The organism is Agrobacterium sp. CG674, assembly GCF_053521645.1.
The window spans coordinates 339,727-359,470 of sequence record NZ_JBNWDZ010000004.1 but is presented as its reverse complement, the minus strand read 5'-3'; the positions used below and the strand labels follow the sequence as shown (position 1 = coordinate 359,470).

Here is a 19,744-nt window from a genome sequence, read left to right as displayed (position 1 = left end):
ACCCAAGGCCGGGGCAGCATCGATCTTGAGGGTGCGGCAGGGGCTCATCCTGTCACACTGAAAATTTCCAGCAGGCCTGTTTGATCTGTTCGCTCGATCACGTCGTATAACGGTTATTTGATAGGATTTCGGTGTGGCACGTCATATTGCAATTGTGGGAAACGGTTCGTTTGCTCGGTCAGATGCAAGCGCCATCGACAGGTGTGATCTGGTCATCCGCTTCAACGATTGCCGTTCGGTTGGTGAGGGCGGATCTCGAACCGATGTGGTAGCAGTCTGCAACACGGGGCGCCCCGCCAGCGCGATGATCAGACAAAGCGCCTGGCGTGAGAAAGCGCCAATTGGCCTTGCAACCGGCATCTGGTGTGTTCGGGACGGTGAGAAATTCGCCGAGCTGAAGCCGAGGCTTGCTGCTCACTATCCTGATCTGGATGACTTTTGTGATGACTACACGAGCGAATTTACCCAATTTGCCACAGAGTCTGCAAAGACCTTGACGGTGATACCGCGCCGATATCACGACCAGATCGATGAGGAGCTTCAGGCACTGCTTATCAGCAACTACGTCGTGCCAAGTTCAGGCCTGATTGCGATCTCCTATGTTCTTGGCGAGGTCGCTGACGATGATGACACGGTTCTGCTGGCCGGTTTCAATCACGAAGGATGGAGCGGCCATCCTTTCGCGGCTGAGCGGGACCTCGTAGAGGGTTATATCGTCAAAGGCCAACTCCGCAGGTTATAAAAGGCTGATCGCCGCGCCAGAACGGATGTAAAGTCTGTATCGTTACAACAAGACATGTCCGAGCCAACACCATGTGGCTCCTGAAGAACCAAACTGGAGCAGCCAATGGTACGACTTCAACGAATTGGGATCATCGGCGCTGGAATGGCCGGAATGACACTGGCGAGAGTCCTCTCCAGGATCGCTGATGTCAGCATTTTCGAGAAGAGCAAAGGTGTCGGAGGCCGAATGGCGACGCGACGGATGGAAGATGCCGCCTTTGACCACGGCGCGCAGTACTTCACCGTCAGAGACGACCGGTTCCGACATGAACTGGAAGCTGCCCGTCAAGCGGGGATCGTGCAGGCTTGGGACGGCGACATCGTGCGTCTGGGAGATGGCGGTGATCTGACAGCGAGCGCCTCTAGCACACCAAGATATGTCGGCTGTCCGTCGATGAATGCGCTGCCGAAATCGATGTCCGCCGGTCTCAATATTCTGCACGATGTTCAGGTTACGGCCATTACCGGCGAGCCCGGCCAATGGTACCTTGACATGCAGGACAGGCGGGAAGGCCCGTTCGATTGGGTCGTCGCCGCAGCACCTGCGCCGCAATCGGCAGCGCTGCTACCATCGCGTTTCGCGCATTATGAAGCCCTTGGCCTCGTTAAGATGAACGCATGTTTCACGTTGATGCTCAGGCTTAAGGACGGCGCGGGCATACCGTTTGCGGCGGCCCGTATTGATGACCCTGTCATTGAGTGGATTGCCCGCAACGAGAGCAAACCGGGCCGTTCCGAGGCAGCCTGTCTGGTGGTGAATTCAAATCCGCTATGGGCCGACCTCAACATCGACAAACCGCTCGACATCATCCGCGGACAAATGCTCGATGCTTTACGAAACCATATTCCGATCGAGATGGCCGAGGCCGAAGATGCCATCATTCATCGCTGGCGTTATGCAAATGTGCAGCAACCTGCTGGAAAATCCTTTCTGCTCGATCAGGCGTCGCAGCTTGCTGCATGCGGGGACTGGTGTATCGCCGGCCGCGTCGAGGCCGCCTTTCTCAGCGGAGCAGGGCTTGGAGATGCTCTGAAGGGTATTCTAGGGGTAGCAGAATGAACGCCGTATCCCGCAATATCTCGATCATGCTCACCTATGCCGGTGCTCTGCCGTTCTGGTTTCTGATGCTTACGCCGGAAACCGTTGCGGGCATCGATACGGGATCGGCATTCGTTGCCTATGGTGCGATCATCAGCTCTTTCATGGCGGGGACCCTGTGGGGGCGTGCGCAGACAGAGAGGGGTGATGTATTGCTCATCGTGGTGAGCAATGTCCTGGCATTGATCGCTTTCGTCACCGTCGTGGCCGGGCTTTCGTTCGCCACTCTCATCGTGCAACTGGCAGTGTTTGGCCTTCTTCTTGCGGTCGATTTCCGCAGCCTCGCCCGGCAGGCGGAGCACCGTTGGTACTGGATGCTGCGCCTGCGGGTTACATTCATTGTGGCCGTGGCTTACTGCGTGATGATTGTCGATCACGTACGCATGGCGGGATTTTGAGGCCCCTTAATCGCTCCACACCCAATCTTTGATCTCAGGCAGATCATCAAAATGCTCACGGATGTAATCGTGATGTTTCGCGAGTGTGTCGGTGCAGTGGGTCAGGAGGTCTGCGCCATCGATCAGCATTTTCGGAACGTATCTCAAAACATCAAGGCAAAGATGCAGGCGGCTGATCCTGTTCAGAACGACCATGTCGAACGGGGTCGTCGTGGTTCCTTCTTCGAGGTAGCCACGCACGTGGAAACGGTCGTGCGCTTCACGGCCGTGCAAGAGATCGTGGATGACGCCCGGATATCCGTGGAAGGTGAAGATGACGGGTGCCGTTGTCGTGAAAATCTCTGCAAATTCGATATCGCTCATTCCATGGGGGTGCTTGTTTGCGGGACATAGACGCATCAGATCGACAACATTGACGATGCGGACTTTCAATCCCGGAGTTTTTTGACGGAGCAACCATGCCGCGGCAATCGTTTCCTGCGTCGGGATATCGCCTGCGCAGGCCAGCACGACATCAGGCTCATCGGGGCCATTGCTGTACATATCCCAGATGCCTGCACCTTTCGCGCAGTGTTCGCGGGCCTCATCCATCGTCAGCCATTGCAACTGCGGTTGCTTGTCGATGACGATGAGATTGAGATAATTGCGGCTGCGGAAACAGTGGTCTGCGACGGACAGAAGGCAATTTGCATCGGGCGGAAGATAAACACGGGCAACCGCTGGCTTGCGGTGGATGATGGTATCGATGAAGCCGGGTCCCTGATGGCTGAAGCCATTGTGGTCATTCCGCCAGCAGGTCGATGTCAGAAGATAGTTCAGCGACGGAATGTCGGCGCGCCACGGGACATGTTTTGCATGTTCCATCCACTTGCCATGCTGCATCGACATGGAATCAACGATCATGGCAAAGGCTTCGTAGGTTGCAAAGAGGCCATGGCGGCCTGTCAGCGTATATCCTTCCAGCCATCCGTGGCAGCAATGCTCGCTCAAAACCTCCATGACACGACCATCATGCGAGACGTGATCATCCCCCGGCAGTATCTCGCTCACCAGGCAGCGGTCCGTGACTTCAAAGATTGCTCCGAGCCGGTTGGAATTGGCTTCGTCGGGACAAAACAGACGAAAAGTGTGCGGGTTTTTGATGTAAATATCGCGAAGATAGTCTCCGAGCACAGCCGTAGACCCCATGCGCTCCGTCGCGCGTTTTCCCAATTTGACGGCATAGGAGTTGTAGTCCGGGAGATCGAGAGGCTTTGTCAGCATGCCGCCATTGGCATGCGGGTTTGACCCCATGCGCGACTTTCCATCAGGAGAAAGGTCCGCATATTCTGCGCGGAACGTTCCGTTGTCATCAAACAGCTCTTCCGGTCTATAGCTGCGCATCCAGTCTTCCAGAATGGTGAGATGCTCAGGGTTTGTCCGAACCTCAGACACCGGCACCTGATGGGCGCGAAATGTGCCTTCGATGGGAATGCCATCAACGACCTTGGGTCCCGTCCAGCCTTTTGGCGTGCGCAGGACGATCATTGGCCAACCCGGCCTGCTGCTTGCGCCGCCATTGCGCGCCGATGATTGTATCGCGCGGATTTCAGAGACAGCGCGCTCGGCTACGCTTGCGAAAAGCTGATGGACGACCTCGGGCACGTCACCCTCAACGAAATAGGGCTCGTAGCCCTGGCCCTCAAAGAACTTCCGCAAGTCTTCATCGCTGTGTCGCGCAAGAACTGTTGGACCAGCGATTTTGTAGCCATTGAGGTGCAGGATCGGGAGAACTGCGCCGTCGCGTGCGGCATTGATAAAGTCGATGCTTTTCCAGCTTCCAGCCAGTGGTCCGGTTTCCGCCTCGCCATCACCCACTACAGCAACGACAAGAAGGTCGGGATTATCCATGACCGCTCCGAAGGCGTGGACCAGAACATAACCGAGTTCCCCGCCCTCATGAATCGAGCCCGGTGTGGGAACGCTGACATGGCTGGGTATGCCGCCGGGCGTCGAAAATTGCCGGAACAGGCGCAGCAGACCAGCCTCGTCCTGCGTTACGTCAGGGTAAAACTCGGTGTAGCTTCCCTCAAGATAGACGTTTGCAATCAGCGCAGGGCCACCATGGCCGGGGCCGGCCATGTAAATAGTGTTGAGGTCAAATTTCTTGATCAAGCGGTTCATGTGCGCATAGATCAAATTCAGGCCAGGAGACGTGCCCCAATGCCCCAGCAGCCTTGGCTTGATGTGCTCCACCTTCAAAGGCTCGCGCAAAAGAGGGTTGGCTGAAAGGTAGATCTGCCCGACATTCAGATAGTTGGCGGCCCTCCACCACGCATCAATCCTGTGAAGTTCCTCACCACCAAGTGGCTGCGCCGTCTGATTGAGATGATCCATAGTTGCTCCTGTGGCATCTGGTATTGCGGCTTGAAAACGGAAACCAAGAGGTTTGTCGTGCGCGTGAAAACGTGGCGGCTTGGCGCCTAGCCCATTGGCCTGGCTCAGTTCGTTTGCAGTGCTTGCAGCAAGCAGAAGGTATCGTCTGCAATCACCTGCTCTTCATCCGTTGCGATGACAAAGACCTTGATCCTGCTCTCTGTGCTGCTGATGATCTGGGCGTTCGCCGCATTCGCCTCGACGTTGATGTGGAGACCGAGCCAGCCGAGATGTGACGAGATGGCGGCCCTGATCGAGGGTTGATTTTCCCCTATTCCAGCTGTGAACACGAAGGCGTCTATTCCGCCCAGAGTGTTGATGATCCGTGCGGTCTCGCCAGCGGTGCGAAACGCGAAGAGATCAATGGCGTCCTTTGCCTCAGGGCGATCACTTTCAAGAAGGGCGCGGCTGTCCGAACTGATGCCTGAAACGCCCAGGAGGCCGCTTTCGTGATATAAGAGATGCTCCAGTTCTGCCGGGCTGCGGTTCTTTTCGGTGAGCAGGTAAAGCAGGACGCCGGGATCCAGCGCGCCACAGCGTGTGGCCATCGGTATGCCGTCCAGCGTCGAAAACCCCATGCTGACATCGCGACTCAGGCCGCCGTCCATCCCGCAAAGGCTGGAGCCGCTGCCAAGATGGGCGACGACGACTTTTCCATGGGCGATCTCCGGTGCCACACGGGTCAACTCCTGAGCAATGAATGAATAGGATAAGCCGTGAAATCCGAAACGCTTTATGCCCTGGTCATGCAAGGCACGGGGCAGGGCGTATCGTCTCACCAGCGCAGAATTGGTGTTGTGGAAGGATGTATCGAAAGACGCAGTCTGGAACATGTGTGGGTGCAGTCTCAAAACCGCGTCAATCAGTTCAAGACTGTGCTGCTGGTGGAGAGGAGCCTGAGGAAGCAGGCTTTCCACTGATGTCCGCGCTGAGTCGTCCATCGCCACTGCGCCGTGGAACAGGTCACCGCCATGCACCATGCGGTGGCCGACGGCTGTGATGTGTGAGATGTCGATATGGGCGGCCAGACTTGCGAAAACGGCTTCAACAATCGCATCGGGATGCATCTCACCACTATGCGCAAGTGCGACCTCGGATGTCCCCGAACCCTCAATATGGAAGCTTAAAGACTTCCGCTGAAGATCGATTGTGCCTTTGCCGATCCTCTCGGGAGCACCCGTTTCCAGGCTAAAGACACCCATTTTGATGGACGACGAACCAGCGTTGAATGTCAGGATTTTTCCGTCGTTCGATTGGAGACTTTGATGACGGTGATCAGACGGCTCAAGCATCTGATCATCCTAATCGTTTCTCGCACGCCGGCCCGACAGGGTGTCGATCTCTACACTGAAGAAGACCGGCAAAGACGCGGGTTTGGGAGGCTCCATCCCAGCTGGTTTATAGGCGCCGGGTTCCCACCAGTCGTTCTTCTTTTGTAGAAGAGACCACGCATGCATATGCTCCCCATGCCAATTTTCGTCATCTGGCAACTCTTGGTAACGTCCTTCGACCAGAACGCTCTGCCATTCCTGTTTCGACTCAACATGATCCAGTTGCAGACAGACATGCGGGTCCGCGCGCATGCTCTCAATCTTTTTACCCGGCATCGAGAAGGCGTAAAGCATACCACCGCGATAAATGTACTGGAGCGGCACGATATAGGGTTTTCCGGCTGCAATGCAGCCCAGGTGACATATGCTGTTGGCTTCAAGCATGGCCTGGCATTCAGGCGTCGTCATCTCTTGCACGTTCATGTGGCAATCCTGACGAAAGCTGCGAGCAACGTCCGAAGGAGAGCTGCTGAGCGAAATCTGGTATGCGCTCTTTCGTTGTGGATCGCAATCAGAAGTTTTGGTGGCGTGTCACGCTTGTGCGCGCTGAAGCGCGTTGCTGGGGGGCGAAATTCGCCATCGACCGATGTTGGCCGTATCAGATTGATGCGGTCATGGCTTTTATCCAGCGATGTTTTGAATATTTGCGGTCGCAACCGCATAAAGTCTTACGGTACGCTTTCCCGCCAGCCAGCCAATACAGCAGATTGGATAGTGCCACGAGTGTGGGCGCGAAGGCCGACCCCGTAACTCATTCGGCCACCTGCGTTGACGGCATACCGCCATGCTGTGCACATGGTTGAAAAGCCCGGTAGCATCAAGAGATTGAATGCGGCCGGACTTTTTCAAAATATCTGGCAGAAAACTGCCGTCTGCTCGCCTTAGAAATTAACGAGCAGGTCTGCTCGCCTTCTTAGGAGCAGCAATACCGCTTTCGCGTTCCAGCTTCTTGCGAGCCATCTTGCGAACGCGGCGAACGCCTTCTGCCTTTTCTCTGGCACGCTTTACCGATGGCTTTTCAAAATGCTCGCGCAGACGCATTTCGCGGAAGAGACCTTCGCGCTGCATTCTCTTCTTGAGCACGCGCAGGGCCTGCTCAACGTTGTTATCACGCACATCTACCTTCAATTTAGTTCCTCATCTCTTTAGTCCCGCACATGGTGCGGATTGGTGCTTGCGGTGAGAAAACACTTCCCACCCTTTGTCTGAACCGCCTTCATAGATTGCTTGGCGTTGAAGGTCGATCTTCTCTTGCATTTTTTTTACAGAAAGATCGCCCTACAAGACCTTTTGACGGGCACATATAGCAAATATTGCCCGATGTGAAGGAGCAAAGTCAGCATAAATGCCTCTCATGTTGCAAGTGGCTCTGCTTCTGGTGGATAAATTTCTGTACGGGCTCTCCTTTGGCGCAGAATCATGCGGTTAAATACGGGTTGGGTGCTATAGATGGTGTCCATCTACCCAATTCGCTGATGCAACAAGACATGGCTTTTCCCATGTCGGTGTGTCCGTGACGCTTGTCCATGCAACCAATCAATGCCCACGCTTGACGTCGACTGACGACAGGCGCGATGCATCGTGCGGTGATCCCGGGCATCGATCCTGAAAGGATCCTATTATGGTAACTCTTGCTAACACCGCAAATCCTGCAGCTTACGAAAGGTCGCAGCAATATTCACCGTTGCTGCGCGCAAAGATGTCAGGCGTTGAGGCATGATCGGATATCTGATTCTCGTTCACCGGTTTCCCAAGCAGTTCAAACGTCTTTTCAAGGCAATCTATGATCCGCGCAACAGCTACGTGGTCCATGTCGACAAGAATTCCGGCGAGGCGCTAAATGCTGATATCAACAACTTTCTGAAGCCTTATCCGAATGCCGAAGTGATGGAGGGTCACGCGGCGCTGTGGGGCGGCTATAGTCTCGTCGATGCGGAACTTCGCGGGATGGAACACCTGCTGGCGATGAATGGCGAGTGGAGCCACTTCATCAATCTGAGCGGGCAGGATTTTCCCTTGAAAACGCAGGCGCAGATCATGGCCTATCTGACGGCCCATCCAGGCCGGGAATATATCAAGGTTCTCGACCAGGAGAAAATCCGTCCGGACACGATGCGCCGCATTGGAGAGTTCGTCATCGAAACAGGCGGCCAGATTGAACAGACGCTGACGATGCGGCCGTTTATAGAAGGTGCAACACCTTATATCGGCAACCAGTGGATGATCGTCAGCCGAGCATTTTGCGATTTCGTCTGCCACGATGCACGGGCCGATCGCTACAAGGCATTTTACCGCAACACCTTCATTGCCGACGAGGGGTTCTTCCAGACTGTTATGATGAATAACCCCGTGCACGGCGAGATCGTGAATGATGATTTACGCATGATCGACTGGGTGCCGGATGGCGACATAAAATTGCGACCAAGGACTTACGGCCGTGAGGACGCAGTGGCCTTGACGTCAAGCCACAATCTTTTCGCACGCAAATTCGAACAGGATGTCGATGGCGATATTCTGTCGATACTGGAGGGGCATCTGGCAAGGCAGACACATTTCTCCGCAGCCGAATTTGAACTGGCACCCGCGACTGCCGCCTGAGGTTAGCGAGAGCTGAACTGCACGTGGTTTCCCGAACCGGTCGGACTGGACACCGTGAATACGGGTTCAGTCTAGACCTGTGGGGGAACGGCTCTATGGACAAAGATCGGTCGAGCGGCTGGCCACTCGTTCGATCTTGAGGCCGCTACATCTGCGCCATATCGTCCAGCAGGTTCTGCGACAAATCACTGATTGCGACTTCTGCTTCCTCAAGGCTCCAGCCAACGCTTTCGGCCTGCCTTGCGAGGGTCATGAGCTGTGGCACGAGCTTACCGCCGGCAGCAGCTGTGATGTCATCGGGCTTCAATCCTTGAGCAATCAGCAGAAATGACTGCTCCACTGCCTCCTGGCAGGCAATATCCCTGTCAGGATAAGGCCCTGAGCTTCGTGGTCTGTTCAAAATGGCCATACGATCTAACCCGCTTTGGTTCTCAATACACTCTTTGCGATGCCCCAATGGGAGCGCGCCGCTTTCCAATAGCACCTGTGCGCACCATCAGCGACATGAATTCAACAGCTGGCCGGGTTGATTGACTTGTGTGGGAACGAACGCCCCACCTCGCGGTTCGGAGGGAAGTCGTTCAGCAGCATGGCGCGATACGCTTCATGACGTTGCTGGATACCGGACATTCTTTGGAGGTAGATATGGCACTGAAGGTTCTTGCCCTCAACGGCACTCTCAAGACATCATCATCAACAGAGACATCGTCTACAGCGATGCTGCTTGATCTGATTGCTGAGGAGTTCAAGTCTTTCGATGCCGTTACGGAGACAGTTTGGCTGGCAGATCATGACATCAAGCCGGGCGTGACATCGGATGAAGGGGAAGGCGATGCCTGGCCTGCGATCAGAACCAAGATTCTCGACGCTGATATCCTTATCCTCGGTACACCGATATGGCTGGGGCAGCCAGGCAGTGTAGTCAAGCGTGCGCTGGAGAGAATGGACGCCTTTCTGGAGGAGACCGATGAGGAGGGTCGGATGGTTTCCTATGGTAAGGTTGCCGCCGTGGCTGTTGTTGGCAACGAGGACGGTGCTCATCACGTGTCCGCTGAAATTTATCAGGCCTTGAATGATGTAGGCTTCACCATTCCGCCAAACGCTGTTGCCTATTGGGTGGGCGAAGCAATGGGTTCAACCAACCTTATCGATCTTGATGAGACCCCTGAGACCGTCACAACAATGATCGAGATGCTCGTACGGAACACGGCGCACCTGGCGGCCCTTCTCCGGGCCAACCAATACCCTGGGGACTCCTAAGCCAGATGTGAAGGTTCACCGGCTCTGCGACAACGTAACGAGGCGTGGAACTTGCTGTCCCTCGCGGAGTTGAAGGGCAACAATAATCAGTGGCGGGAAGCACCGGAGGACATCATTTGAACGAGTGGCTCTTGTCGGTCGGCATTCAACTCAATTTCCTTCCACATCTCGTGGCGCTGCTGGTTGCCTACATCCTTGCGCTTCCCATTGGATGGGACCGCGAGCGAAATGAGCGAAGTGCGGGTCTACGTACGTTCCCGCTGGTTGCCATTGCAGCATGTGGTTTTATTCAAGCTTCGGAGAAGATCACGCTTGGCAATGCGGAAGCGACCGCGCGTGTCCTTGAAGGCTTGATCAACGGGGTCGGCTTTATCGGAGGCGGGGCAATTCTCGTTGGAAAAATGGGAACGCGTGGTACTGCCACGGCTGCAAGCATATGGGCGACAGGCGCCATTGGAGCCGCTGTGGGGCTAGGATCATACGATACCGCCATAGTTCTCTCGATCGTCACATTCGCGACATTGCGAGTGATGACGAACTTCAAGTCTCCAGAGAATCCTGTGAAGCTGCCGGAGCGAGACTGATTCCGATAGATCGGAATTGTTCTCCTAACCCCGGCGCGAGATTCAGTCTGGATTGCGCGCTTCGGCCACCGCTGCTTCGAATGCGTCCCTCGCCTCATCGACGGATTTATGTCCGGCCAATGCTGCCCGGCAAGCGCTTCTGGCTCTCACGAAGTTCAGACCTCGAACGGCTGGCCACTGTTCCGTCATATGTAGCAGCGCATCAAATGGGCCGCGCACCTCGTAAGATCCTTTTGTTGGAAAATTGAACTCGACGGGTTCGCTCCAACGCGCACTTGGTCCGGACATATCGCAAACTCCCCTCAACAAATCAGGCCTTAAACGATGCCGCCTTTAATTAGTTCCATCTAAAATAGATGCTAGACGCACTCGCCTTCAGTTAAGCCCGCTGAGATTATGCGCTGCCCTGTTTGAGGAATCGTGATCGCCCTTGTGTAAAGCCAGTATTCTTCTGGCATCGTCCAGATGGATGCCGTGTCTCTTCGCAAACTCCGAAGGCTCGTAGGAAATGTTTTCCTGCTGCTTGCGGACAAAAATTGGTTTTGATTTCATCTCATGCTCCCCAACGCCACCGACAATTGGGTGATGATATCAAGCCTTAGCATATCTCCCGACCAAAAGCTTGAAATCACTCCGAAAAAGCACGGGAGCGAAGATGGCTTTGGTCTCAGCAGAGTTCCAGCCAAAAAACGCCGGGAAATATGATCACGGTGGAGAAAAGGCCCGCGGCTGCACAGTAATAACCGATCCTCTTTATGCTCGGCTGGTCTGTATCGATCCGCGTCGCCAGATAATACATCAACGCCGACACCGCTGCCGATGCCGCCAGCATCGTGACCAGTACCCATCGGAGCAGTGGAATGCCGGCGATGAAGGCCGTATCCCAGCATGCTCTGCAGCCGACGGCTTGAACGCCGTAAATGCCGATGAAATAAATGCTCCACATGACGAAGGGCCCGAGGATCAACGCGAGCAGGCGATATCGCATGGTTTATCCTCCCGGCGTCAGCGTTGTCAGGAGGTGGGGGTATAGCCACGCAATGAGGACAACGCCGAGGCAATAGCGATGCCACAGAGTGCCGATGTGGAGATCGTTCTGACGCGCGTCGGAAATATAGTCGCGGGTGCGCCACAGACCAAAACCGGAAAACACTAGCCCAAGGAAGAGGTGCAGCAGGAGGTAGCTGGAGACAGCAAATTCCACTGCATTGAGAGCCTGTGCCGTGGCGGTCGCGTAGCGGCCATGTAGCTCGACCAGAACCAGACACGCCGCCGCGCCATAAGCTATGAGCGAAGCGATGAACATGGGACGATATAGTGCTCGTTTGACGCCCGCAAACGCACCAACGCATGTTCCAAGCAGAGCAAGGGCGATCATGACAGAAGCGCCCCAGCTCGATGTCACGTCGGTGAGAGGTCTCGGATCCAAGTTCGAGACCCAAAGGAAAATGCCGCCGAATAAGAGCGATGCAAACAGAGTGGCGTTAGCCACCAGCAGCAGCCGCATAGCCAGAATGGTTGGCGCATCCCGGCACTCGAAATGCAAGGGAAGGCGGCAGTCTCGGGATGCATCAAGCAGACCACGATCCGTTTTTGCGTCCGGGTTGCGGGTCCAGAGCAGGAACATTCCAAGGGTGATGAGCCCGAAAAATATCGCGACCGGGTAGAATTTGAGAAGAAGCGAGACGAAGACCCCGCCAGTCGAGATCGCGGTCAAGATGGGCAGATAGGATGGTCTTGGCAGGATGATAATCTGATTAGGTTCGCCTGAGATGGCATCGACACCCATCGTTTCCATCCACCCGTGGCGTGAAAAGCCCAGATAGCCCTTGCCTGCCGCCAGTTCGGCCCCGAGCGTTTCGATGGGCAGAGTGTCGGCCCGTTCTGAAATGTGCGGGATCGACGCGAAACTATAGGATGGGGGCGGCGTTGGCATGGCCCATTCCAGCGTTCCCGCCTTCCAGGGATTGCGCCGGAACGGCTTTCCGAAAATGAAGATGAGCACCATGTCGAGTGCAACGAGCATGAATCCCATCGCCATGATGAAACTGCCGAAAGACGACAGCAGGTTCAGCCACTCCCAGGGCGAGCCTTCGGGATAGGCATATATGCGGCGCGGCATCCCCAGCAGGCCGGTCAGATGCATCATGAAAAACGTGAGATTGAAGCCGATGAAGATCATCCAGAAGGCTGCGCGCGACAGATGCTGCACGGGTTGGCGTCCGCTCATGTGCGGCACCCAGTAATAAAGGCCTGCAAGCATCGGAAAGAGAAAGCCACCCACAAGGACATAGTGAAGATGTGCGATGACGAAATGGGTGTCATGCGCCTGCTGGTCAAACGGTACCATCGCCAACATGACGCCGGTTAATCCGCCCATGACGAAGACGAAGAAAAAGCCGATGACGTGCAGCATGGGAATGTTAATTTGCGGCCGCCCCTGTGCCATGGTCGCAAGCCAGGCAAAAAGCTGGATTGCCGTTGGTATGGCGACAAGCGCGCTGGCTGCCGAGAAGAATGACAGCGCCACATGCGGAATGCCCACCGTGTACATGTGATGCACCCATAGGCCGAAAGAAAGAAAGGCCATGGCCATCAACGCCGCGATGATGATTTCGTAGCCGGTCAATGTGGTTCGGGCCAGCACGGGAATGATGGTAGACAGGGCGCCTGCTGCTGGAAGAAAAATGATGTAGACCTCCGGGTGTCCGAACAGCCAGAACAGATGCTGCCACAGCAGCGGATCGCCGCCCCGGTCAGGATCAAAGAACGGCAGGTCGAACGCCCGTTCCGCTTCCAGAAGGATCGAGCCGAGGATGAGGGGCGGAAAGCCGACCAGCATCATGCCGCCGACCACGAGCATGTACCAGGCAAAGATCGGCATTCTAACCAGAGACATTCCTGGCGCGCGCATGCGGATGATCGTGACCACGATTTCAATGGCCGCGCTGATGGCCGAAATCTCCACGAAGGTGATGCCCAGCAACCAGATATCCGCATTGATGCCGGGGCTGTATTTGGATGAGGACAGAGGCGTATACATGAACCAGCCGCCGTCAGGGGCAACGCCGGTAACGAGGGCGAAGATCAGCATCGAGCCGCCAAAGAGATAACACCAGTAGCCGTAAGCGGATAATCGGGGAAAGGCCAGATCCCGCGCGCCCAGCATCTTCGGCAGGAGATACATGGACAGGCCTTCAAAAAATGGAATCGCAAACAGGAACATCATGATGGTCCCGTGCATGGTGAAGACCTGCGCATATTGCGCGGCATTCATGAACCCATTGGAGGCCGTTGCCAGCTGTGTGCGGATCAGCATGCCCAGGAACCCGCCGATGGCGAAAAACACCAGGGCTGTTACCATAAAACGTTTGCCAACCACGTTGTGATTGACCGCTGCAAGTCGCCTCATGCCCGAACCGGCATTCCAGATCGCATCAAGCTGCCTGTGAAGCGCTATGGGTGACAGTTTCTGCGTAGGCATGGATCGGTCCATCACGGCGTTAAAGTCCTCAATGCATTTTCAAAATCTGTTTTTTCATGTGCCTTCACGCGGAAGTTCATGCCGGCATGGCCTTCCCCGCAATATTCCGAACAGACGCCGCCAAATGTGCCCTCGATATCCGCGAGCAGGGTGATCGTGTTGATCTGGCCGGGAATGGAATCGATTTTGCCGCCAAGGCGCGGCACCCAGAAACTATGGATGACATCGACGCTCGTCGTGTCGATCTTGACCGGCAGACCGACCGGAATGTGGAGAACATCGCGGGATACGACCTGTCTGCCATCGATCTCATAGGTGAACTCCCAGTTCCACATTCGGGACGTTGCCATAATCATGACCGCAGGGCGCGGCGTGTTGGCCCCGAACATCCTCTCACCCTGATAAAAGGCGTAACCCGATAGAGCGATGAGAATGGGAATAGGCATGACAATGCCGCCCAGCACGATCCAGCGTTTCGGATCGATGGACTTCAAACGTCCGCGCGCCATCAGCACCAGCAATAACAGGACCATGACCAATGCGAAAATGACCGCCGAACCCGAGAGCATCGCCCACCACAGCTTTGCAAAGGCCTGCGTCGAAGGCCCGGCGGGATCAAGCGCCGATAGGTCTCCCTGACAGCCGGAGAGAATGGCACCCGAAGCCGCCAAGAGGATCAAGCGCGGGAACCGGAAAGCGTATCGCAGTGTTGATAACCGATTAGGAGCCAATGGATGCCAGAAACAGACAAGCCGAACCCAGTCATTTCCGAGGTGGAGGAAAAGACCACCAGTTCCGCCGTTGCTGTCGCAGGTCATCCCCTGCATGCCATGACGGTTCACTTCCCGATCGCACTCGTCATTGCCACTTTGGCTGCAGACGTCATGTTTTGGTGGAGCGGCGACAGCTTCTGGACCAGAGCCGCACTCTGGGCTTCGGGTGGCGCCTTCTTCGCTGGCATCGGAGCAGGATTGATTGGCACTGCCGAATTGTTGCTCGTCTCGGGCATAAGAGCCCGCGTTGCCAGCTGGGCCCATGGCATCGCCGCCATGTCGCTGATCGCGGTCGCAGGCACCAACTGGGGCGGACGCGTGACGGAAAGCATCGATGTTCTTCCTCACGGCCTGGGCCTCTCGCTTCTGGCTTCCGTTTTGACCGGGCTGGCCGGATGGCACGGCGGGAAATTGATCTTCGATCATGGCATCGGCCTCATGGTATCTCCCAAGGACTGATGTCTGAGACAATACGTTTGAGCGCGCCCGGCTCCGCCCACCCTGATGGCAGAGAGAAAGGCGCTTCAGGTCGTGCAAGAACGAGGAAAAGGATACCGCAAACAACAATACCGCTTGCGATGGTGACGGAAACAAAGCGCCACACCGGATACACTTCGCCCTTGTTAAACAGGCGGATGATGACAAGACCCGTCATGACGTGAATGACGACCATGACGCCAACAAGAGCCAGCTTCATGGAGAACCAGGCGCTGAACGGATTTTGCAGAAAAATCAGCCCGGTGCCGGTTGCAATCGCGATAAAGGCGGCGGGCGATAGGACACGGACATAGGAAAATCTGACGATCTTCTGAAGCCTGTAAAGATCATGATCTCTATCGATCTTGGCGCGCTGCACATAGAGCCCCGGCATGCTGACCAGCCCGGCTGCCCAGACGGAAATGGCCATGATGTGCAAGAATTTGACGAATACCATCTCGCTCTCACTGCTCCGCCGCAAGAGTTTGAAACAGGCGGGTCCGCAGGCACCACAGGACGACCGCGGCGTAGGGCGCAAAGCCCAGCGTCCACATCATCACACCCGCGAGCTGTTGGTCCTCGAGCGTTGTCAATCCAAAGGCCTGCGTCGTCGCGAAATGCGCTTCAAACAGCGGTTCAGGTGCGAATGTCAGGATCGCGCCGAGAAAACCCATCTGGACCATGGTGCCCAGCGCAAGGCTGGCAGTGGCCACGACCGATGTGCTGCGCGACAGCAAAGCTTGCCAGAGCAGAACAGATGCGACGATGAGCGCGGTCTGCATCAGCCAGTATTGCCAGGTGCCTGACAGGGCAAAGGCGTAACCGAATGGCAGATGCCAGGCCCAGTAGATCGCGGTGTGGGCGAAAAAAATTGCTTCCAAGGGGATGTTCGCAAGCCATGGCTTTGTTGGAAAGCCGATCATGACGACGAAAGGTGCGATCACCGCGCCTAGGAGAATGTGGTGTGCAAGCCTCACCGAGAAGAGGGCGCTGGTCATGGCACAGAGGGGCGAGACGAAGGCGACAATCAGGAGGGCGAGAAACAAGCCTGTCTTCCAGATCCCAGCGCGTGGCATGCCATGGTGGAAAGCCAAGGTGATAGCTGCGATACAGGCGAGAAGAACGGGATCGAGGTTCCACGAGGATAGTGCGTTCTGGAGCGTTGGAGCTGGGCCGCAATAGGGGTCGAGCGTGCTCTGCAATATCATGGTTCCTGATTGAAAGATGGTGATGCCGCCATGGCCACCTGAACCGCAACGCATATCAGCGAAATCTGTTCCACCAATTTTGCATCACCCTTTGGTTACAACTCCAAGTGGCTTTTGAGGGAACTCTTCCGCAGGTTTTTTCATTGGCTTTTTGAATGGAACATCTCAGCTTAGCTGTGGTTGAGCATTGATGGATAAGATCAAGGGTAGAGCGGTGAAAAAAGTCAAATATGCGCCATACACGATGCCGACTGGCGGTTGGGGATCAATCAAATCCGTCGTCAAAAACGCCGTGACGCAAAAGGCTGTCAGGACCGCTCCAGGCCTGATGACCGACCATAATAAAAAGGGCGGATATGCCTGCACCAGTTGCGCCTGGGCCAAGCCGGGCAAGCCGCATCTGGCAGAGTTTTGCGAAAACGGCGCCAAGGCCACGTTCTGGGATCTGACGGCCAAGCGAACGACACCGGAGTTTTTCTCAAAACACACCGTTACTGAACTGCTTGGCTGGTCTGATTTCGATCTGGAAAACGAAGGCCGTTTGACGCACCCCATGCGCTACGATGCGACGACCGACAAATATCAGGAAGTCACCTGGGCCGAGGCATTCGCGGATATTGGTCTTAAACTCAAGGGTTATGACCCAGAGTCTGTGGTCTTCTATGCGTCCGGTCGCGCCTCCCTTGAAACCTCCTATATGTACCAGTTGCTGGCACGCATGTATGGCAACAACAATCTCCCAGACAGTTCCAACATGTGCCACGAAACGACCTCGGTCGCGCTGCCGCAGAGCATTGGAACTCCTGTCGGCACAGTCTTGCTGGAGGATTACGAGCATACGGACTGTATTCTTTCATTCGGTCAGAACGTCGGTACAAACGCGCCGCGGCTTCTTCACAGCTTGCAGGAAGTGCGGGAACGCGGTGCGCCTGTCGTGGTGTTCAATCCTTTGAAAGAGCGTGGATGGCTGGAATTCGTCAATCCACAGCGTCCGGGGCAGATGCTGACCAACAAGCCCACCGATATTGCCACGCAATATTATCAGGTTAGTGCGGGCGGAGATGTCGCGGCTATGGTCGGCATGGCCAAATGTCTGTTCGAATGGGATGATGAAGCCATCGTGTCGGGGGAAGCGCGCGTGCTTGATGTCGCATTTATCGACGAACATACCCATGGACTTGCCGAATTTGAACGCTACGTCCGGACCATGCCATGGGCTGATATTCTTGCGACCTCCGGCCTGAGCCACTCTTCCATTCAGGCAGCGGCGAAGACATACTCTCAGGCGCGTAATGTCATCGCGATTTACGGAATGGGTCTAACCCAGCATCGTTATGGCATCAGCAATGTCCAGATGCTCATCAACCTCCTGCTGATGCGCGGCAATATAGGCAGACCGGGTGCCGGTATCTGTCCCGTGCGCGGCCACTCCAATGTGCAGGGCCAGAGAACGGTCGGCATATCCGAAAAGACAAAGCTCGTTCCGCTTGATCTGTTGGCCGAACAATATGGTTTTGAGCCCCCGCGCAAAGATGGGGTCAACACGGTTGAGGCGTGTGAGGGTATCATCGATGGCAGCATAAAGGCTTTCATCGGGCTGGGCGGCAATTTCGTACGCGCCATTCCCGAGAGGACGCTGATGGAAGAGAAATGGCGCGGGCTGGATTTGTCAGTGCAGATCGCGACAAAACTCAACAGAAGCCATCTGATCACGGGTGCAACGACGTATCTCTTGCCCACATTGGTGCGCACAGAAATCGACGAGCAGGCAACTGGCCCGCAGATCGTCACGATAGAGGATTCAACCACCTGCATCCACGCCTCACGTGGTAAGTACAAGCCCGCCGCCGAAAGCCTGTTATCGGAACCCCGGATCGTGGCCGAAATTGCGAAATACGCGCTCACTCCCAATCCAAAAGTTCCATGGGATGAATGGGTTGGTGATTACGCCCTTGTCAGAGATGCCATCGAAGCGACTTTCCCCGAGCCTTTCAGGGACTTCAATAAGCGTATCGATATTCCCGGTGGTTTTCCGCGTCCTGTCGCGGCCAGAAACCGTGTGTGGGAAACGGACACGGGTAAGGCGAACTTCAAGCTGCCGAAAGCCCTCTGTTCAGGCTTCTCGACGGGCGAAGATCGCAATGTGTTGAGCCTGATCACCCTGCGGTCCAACGATCAGTTCAATACCACCGTCTATGGCTATGACGACCGGCTGCGCGGTATTCACAAATCCCGCATGATCCTGATGATCAATGCTGACGACCGCGTCCGGTTGGGGATTGCAAAGAATGGATTGGCAAGCATCACCACCGCCGTGGACGATGGTATCGTGCGCGTGCTGACCGGCATGCAACTCATCGACTACGATCTGCCGCCAGGCAGTTGCGCGGGCTACTTCCCGGAATGCAATTCCCTCATTCCGTTGTGGCAGCACGATGAGGAGAGCAAGACACCGGCGGCGAAGTCCATCCCTGTGCGGATCGCCCCGGCATGAGTGCGTTTCCCAAGCCCGCAGAATTGACCGCAAATGCGTTCGAAGCCTTGGTCACAAAGGCCGAACAGCCTCTAAAAACCATCGCGGTCCTCGGCCTTTTGGCGGGCTTGTATATTGGACTGGGCAGTGTGGCGGCAAGCGTTGCGCTATCAGGAGCAGACGCCATGCCCTTCGGGGCGGCGCACATTCTGGCTGGTCTGGTCTTTTCGCTGGGTTTGGCTGCGGTGGTTATTGCAGGCGCTGAACTGTTTACCGGCAACACGCTTTTTGCAGGCCCGGTTCTGTTCGGTCATGTTTCTGCTGGTGTCGCCCTTCGTGCGCTGCTGGTTGCTTATTTCGCAAACTTCATTGGCTCGATACTGCTTGCGCTTGTCGTCTTTGCTGCGCGATTGCACGAAGCCGGTGACGGGGCTGTCGGCTCAGCCGCCATCGACCTTGCGACAACAAAAGCCGAAAAGGGCTTCGGCACTGTCTTTGCAAGCGGGATCATGGCCAATATTCTGGTGTGTCTTGGCGTTTGGGTTGCATTCGCAGGCGATAGCATAAGTGAAAAACTCGCCGGAATTGTCCTGCCGGTCACTGTCTTCGTTGCGGCAGGCTTTGAGCACTCGGTTGCGAACATGTATTTGCTGCCCTACGCTTACCTGCTTGAACAAAGCCAAGCTGGCGCATCGATGATCACCATCTCATCGATAATCACCAACATCTCAGCAGCGACACTCGGCAATATTGTGGGCGGTGGATTGATAGCCATCGTCTATGGATATCTCTTTGGGCAGGATATATCGCGATCCTGAGCGGTTCGAAAAGCGGAGCAGTTCGTAGAAAACTCGCGTCTTA

General features: G+C 55.7%; 21 protein-coding genes. 9 read left to right on the top strand and 12 right to left on the bottom strand.

Annotation, left to right across the window (positions count from 1 at the left end):
• The first annotated feature begins 133 nt into the window (after positions 1–133).
• From ACQZ51_RS14020 to ACQZ51_RS14010, 3 genes are all read left to right on the top strand, one after another.
• A complete protein-coding gene (locus tag ACQZ51_RS14020; RefSeq protein WP_448778067.1) occupies positions 134–742 on the top strand; it encodes a Urease operon accessory protein in 609 nt (202 codons plus the stop codon).
• 105 nt (positions 743–847) lie between these two features.
• The gene (locus ACQZ51_RS14015; RefSeq protein ID WP_448778065.1) at positions 848–1,843 is read left to right on the top strand and encodes an NAD(P)/FAD-dependent oxidoreductase; all 996 of its coding nucleotides are present in this window, start codon (positions 848–850) and stop codon (positions 1,841–1,843) included.
• The gene (locus ACQZ51_RS14010; RefSeq protein WP_448778063.1) at positions 1,840–2,280 is read left to right on the top strand and encodes a DUF3429 domain-containing protein; all 441 of its coding nucleotides are present in this window, start codon (positions 1,840–1,842) and stop codon (positions 2,278–2,280) included. Before ACQZ51_RS14015 ends, ACQZ51_RS14010 begins: the two co-directional genes overlap by 4 nt.
• Before the next feature lie 6 nt (positions 2,281–2,286).
• Here the strand turns inward: ACQZ51_RS14010 and ACQZ51_RS14005 are convergent, their stop codons facing one another.
• The 4 genes from ACQZ51_RS14005 to rpsU all read right to left on the bottom strand — a co-directional run bounded on the left by ACQZ51_RS14005 (position 2,287) and on the right by rpsU (position 7,154).
• Positions 2,287–4,656, bottom strand: a complete 2,370-nt coding sequence (locus tag ACQZ51_RS14005) for a phosphoketolase family protein (protein WP_448778061.1) — start codon at positions 4,654–4,656, stop codon at positions 2,287–2,289.
• 104 nt (positions 4,657–4,760) lie between these two features.
• Complete coding sequence (locus tag ACQZ51_RS14000; protein WP_448778059.1) at positions 4,761–5,987, bottom strand: acetate/propionate family kinase; 1,227 nt, start codon at positions 5,985–5,987, stop codon at positions 4,761–4,763.
• A 9-nt stretch (positions 5,988–5,996) separates the two neighbouring features.
• A complete protein-coding gene (locus ACQZ51_RS13995) occupies positions 5,997–6,449 on the bottom strand; it encodes a pyridoxamine 5'-phosphate oxidase family protein (RefSeq protein WP_448778057.1) in 453 nt (150 codons plus the stop codon).
• Positions 6,450–6,914: 465 nt separating this feature from the next.
• Positions 6,915–7,154, bottom strand: a complete 240-nt coding sequence (rpsU, locus tag ACQZ51_RS13990) for a 30S ribosomal protein S21 (protein ID WP_042616682.1) — start codon at positions 7,152–7,154, stop codon at positions 6,915–6,917.
• Positions 7,155–7,742: 588 nt separating this feature from the next.
• Between rpsU and ACQZ51_RS13985 the strand changes: the two genes are divergently transcribed.
• The gene (locus ACQZ51_RS13985; protein WP_448778055.1) at positions 7,743–8,624 is read left to right on the top strand and encodes a beta-1,6-N-acetylglucosaminyltransferase; all 882 of its coding nucleotides are present in this window, start codon (positions 7,743–7,745) and stop codon (positions 8,622–8,624) included.
• Positions 8,625–8,769: 145 nt separating this feature from the next.
• Here ACQZ51_RS13985 and ACQZ51_RS13980 read toward each other — a convergent pair whose 3' ends face one another.
• Positions 8,770–8,964 carry a hypothetical protein gene (locus tag ACQZ51_RS13980; RefSeq protein WP_448778053.1) on the bottom strand — a complete coding sequence of 65 codons (195 nt, stop codon included), beginning with the start codon at positions 8,962–8,964 and terminating at the stop codon, positions 8,770–8,772.
• A gap of 305 nt (positions 8,965–9,269) precedes the next feature.
• Between ACQZ51_RS13980 and ACQZ51_RS13975 the strand changes: the two genes are divergently transcribed.
• Entirely contained in the window at positions 9,270–9,884 is a 615-nt protein-coding gene (locus ACQZ51_RS13975) for a flavodoxin family protein (RefSeq protein ID WP_448778051.1), read from the top strand.
• A gap of 116 nt (positions 9,885–10,000) precedes the next feature.
• Positions 10,001–10,468, top strand: coding sequence for an MgtC/SapB family protein (locus tag ACQZ51_RS13970; RefSeq protein ID WP_448778049.1), 468 nt, complete (start codon positions 10,001–10,003; stop codon positions 10,466–10,468).
• Positions 10,469–10,510: 42 nt separating this feature from the next.
• Here the strand turns inward: ACQZ51_RS13970 and ACQZ51_RS13965 are convergent, their stop codons facing one another.
• From ACQZ51_RS13965 to coxB, 5 genes are all read right to left on the bottom strand, one after another.
• Positions 10,511–10,756 (bottom strand): DUF982 domain-containing protein, encoded by a 246-nt coding sequence (locus ACQZ51_RS13965; protein ID WP_448778047.1) that lies wholly within the window; start codon positions 10,754–10,756, stop codon positions 10,511–10,513.
• A gap of 87 nt (positions 10,757–10,843) precedes the next feature.
• Entirely contained in the window at positions 10,844–11,020 is a 177-nt protein-coding gene (locus ACQZ51_RS13960) for a hypothetical protein (protein ID WP_448778046.1), read from the bottom strand.
• A gap of 115 nt (positions 11,021–11,135) precedes the next feature.
• On the bottom strand, positions 11,136–11,456 hold the full coding sequence (locus ACQZ51_RS13955; RefSeq protein ID WP_448778045.1) for a hypothetical protein: 321 nt from the start codon (positions 11,454–11,456) through the stop codon (positions 11,136–11,138).
• Between the two features lie 3 nt (positions 11,457–11,459).
• Positions 11,460–13,952 carry a cytochrome c oxidase subunit I gene (gene ctaD / locus ACQZ51_RS13950; RefSeq protein ID WP_448778043.1) on the bottom strand — a complete coding sequence of 831 codons (2,493 nt, stop codon included), beginning with the start codon at positions 13,950–13,952 and terminating at the stop codon, positions 11,460–11,462.
• A gap of 11 nt (positions 13,953–13,963) precedes the next feature.
• Positions 13,964–14,632 carry a cytochrome c oxidase subunit II gene (gene coxB, locus ACQZ51_RS13945; protein ID WP_448778041.1) on the bottom strand — a complete coding sequence of 223 codons (669 nt, stop codon included), beginning with the start codon at positions 14,630–14,632 and terminating at the stop codon, positions 13,964–13,966.
• 54 nt (positions 14,633–14,686) lie between these two features.
• On the opposite strand from coxB, the gene ACQZ51_RS13940 reads away from it, so the two are divergent.
• Complete coding sequence (locus tag ACQZ51_RS13940; protein WP_448778039.1) at positions 14,687–15,184, top strand: DUF2231 domain-containing protein; 498 nt, start codon at positions 14,687–14,689, stop codon at positions 15,182–15,184.
• Here ACQZ51_RS13940 and ACQZ51_RS13935 read toward each other — a convergent pair.
• The gene (locus ACQZ51_RS13935) at positions 15,162–15,659 is read right to left on the bottom strand and encodes a CopD family protein (protein WP_448778037.1); all 498 of its coding nucleotides are present in this window, start codon (positions 15,657–15,659) and stop codon (positions 15,162–15,164) included. The two genes, ACQZ51_RS13940 and ACQZ51_RS13935, sit on opposite strands and share 23 nt — an antisense overlap.
• A gap of 7 nt (positions 15,660–15,666) precedes the next feature.
• Positions 15,667–16,410 (bottom strand): cytochrome c oxidase assembly protein, encoded by a 744-nt coding sequence (locus ACQZ51_RS13930; protein WP_448778035.1) that lies wholly within the window; start codon positions 16,408–16,410, stop codon positions 15,667–15,669.
• Between the two features lie 190 nt (positions 16,411–16,600).
• Here ACQZ51_RS13930 and ACQZ51_RS13925 point away from each other — a divergent pair, with 190 nt between their 5' ends.
• Both ACQZ51_RS13925 and ACQZ51_RS13920 read left to right on the top strand, forming a co-directional pair.
• Complete coding sequence (locus ACQZ51_RS13925) at positions 16,601–18,904, top strand: FdhF/YdeP family oxidoreductase (protein WP_448778033.1); 2,304 nt, start codon at positions 16,601–16,603, stop codon at positions 18,902–18,904.
• Positions 18,901–19,701, top strand: coding sequence for a formate/nitrite transporter family protein (locus tag ACQZ51_RS13920; RefSeq protein WP_448778031.1), 801 nt, complete (start codon positions 18,901–18,903; stop codon positions 19,699–19,701). The genes ACQZ51_RS13925 and ACQZ51_RS13920 overlap by 4 nt, the downstream gene beginning before the upstream one ends.
• Positions 19,702–19,744 lie beyond the last annotated feature (43 nt).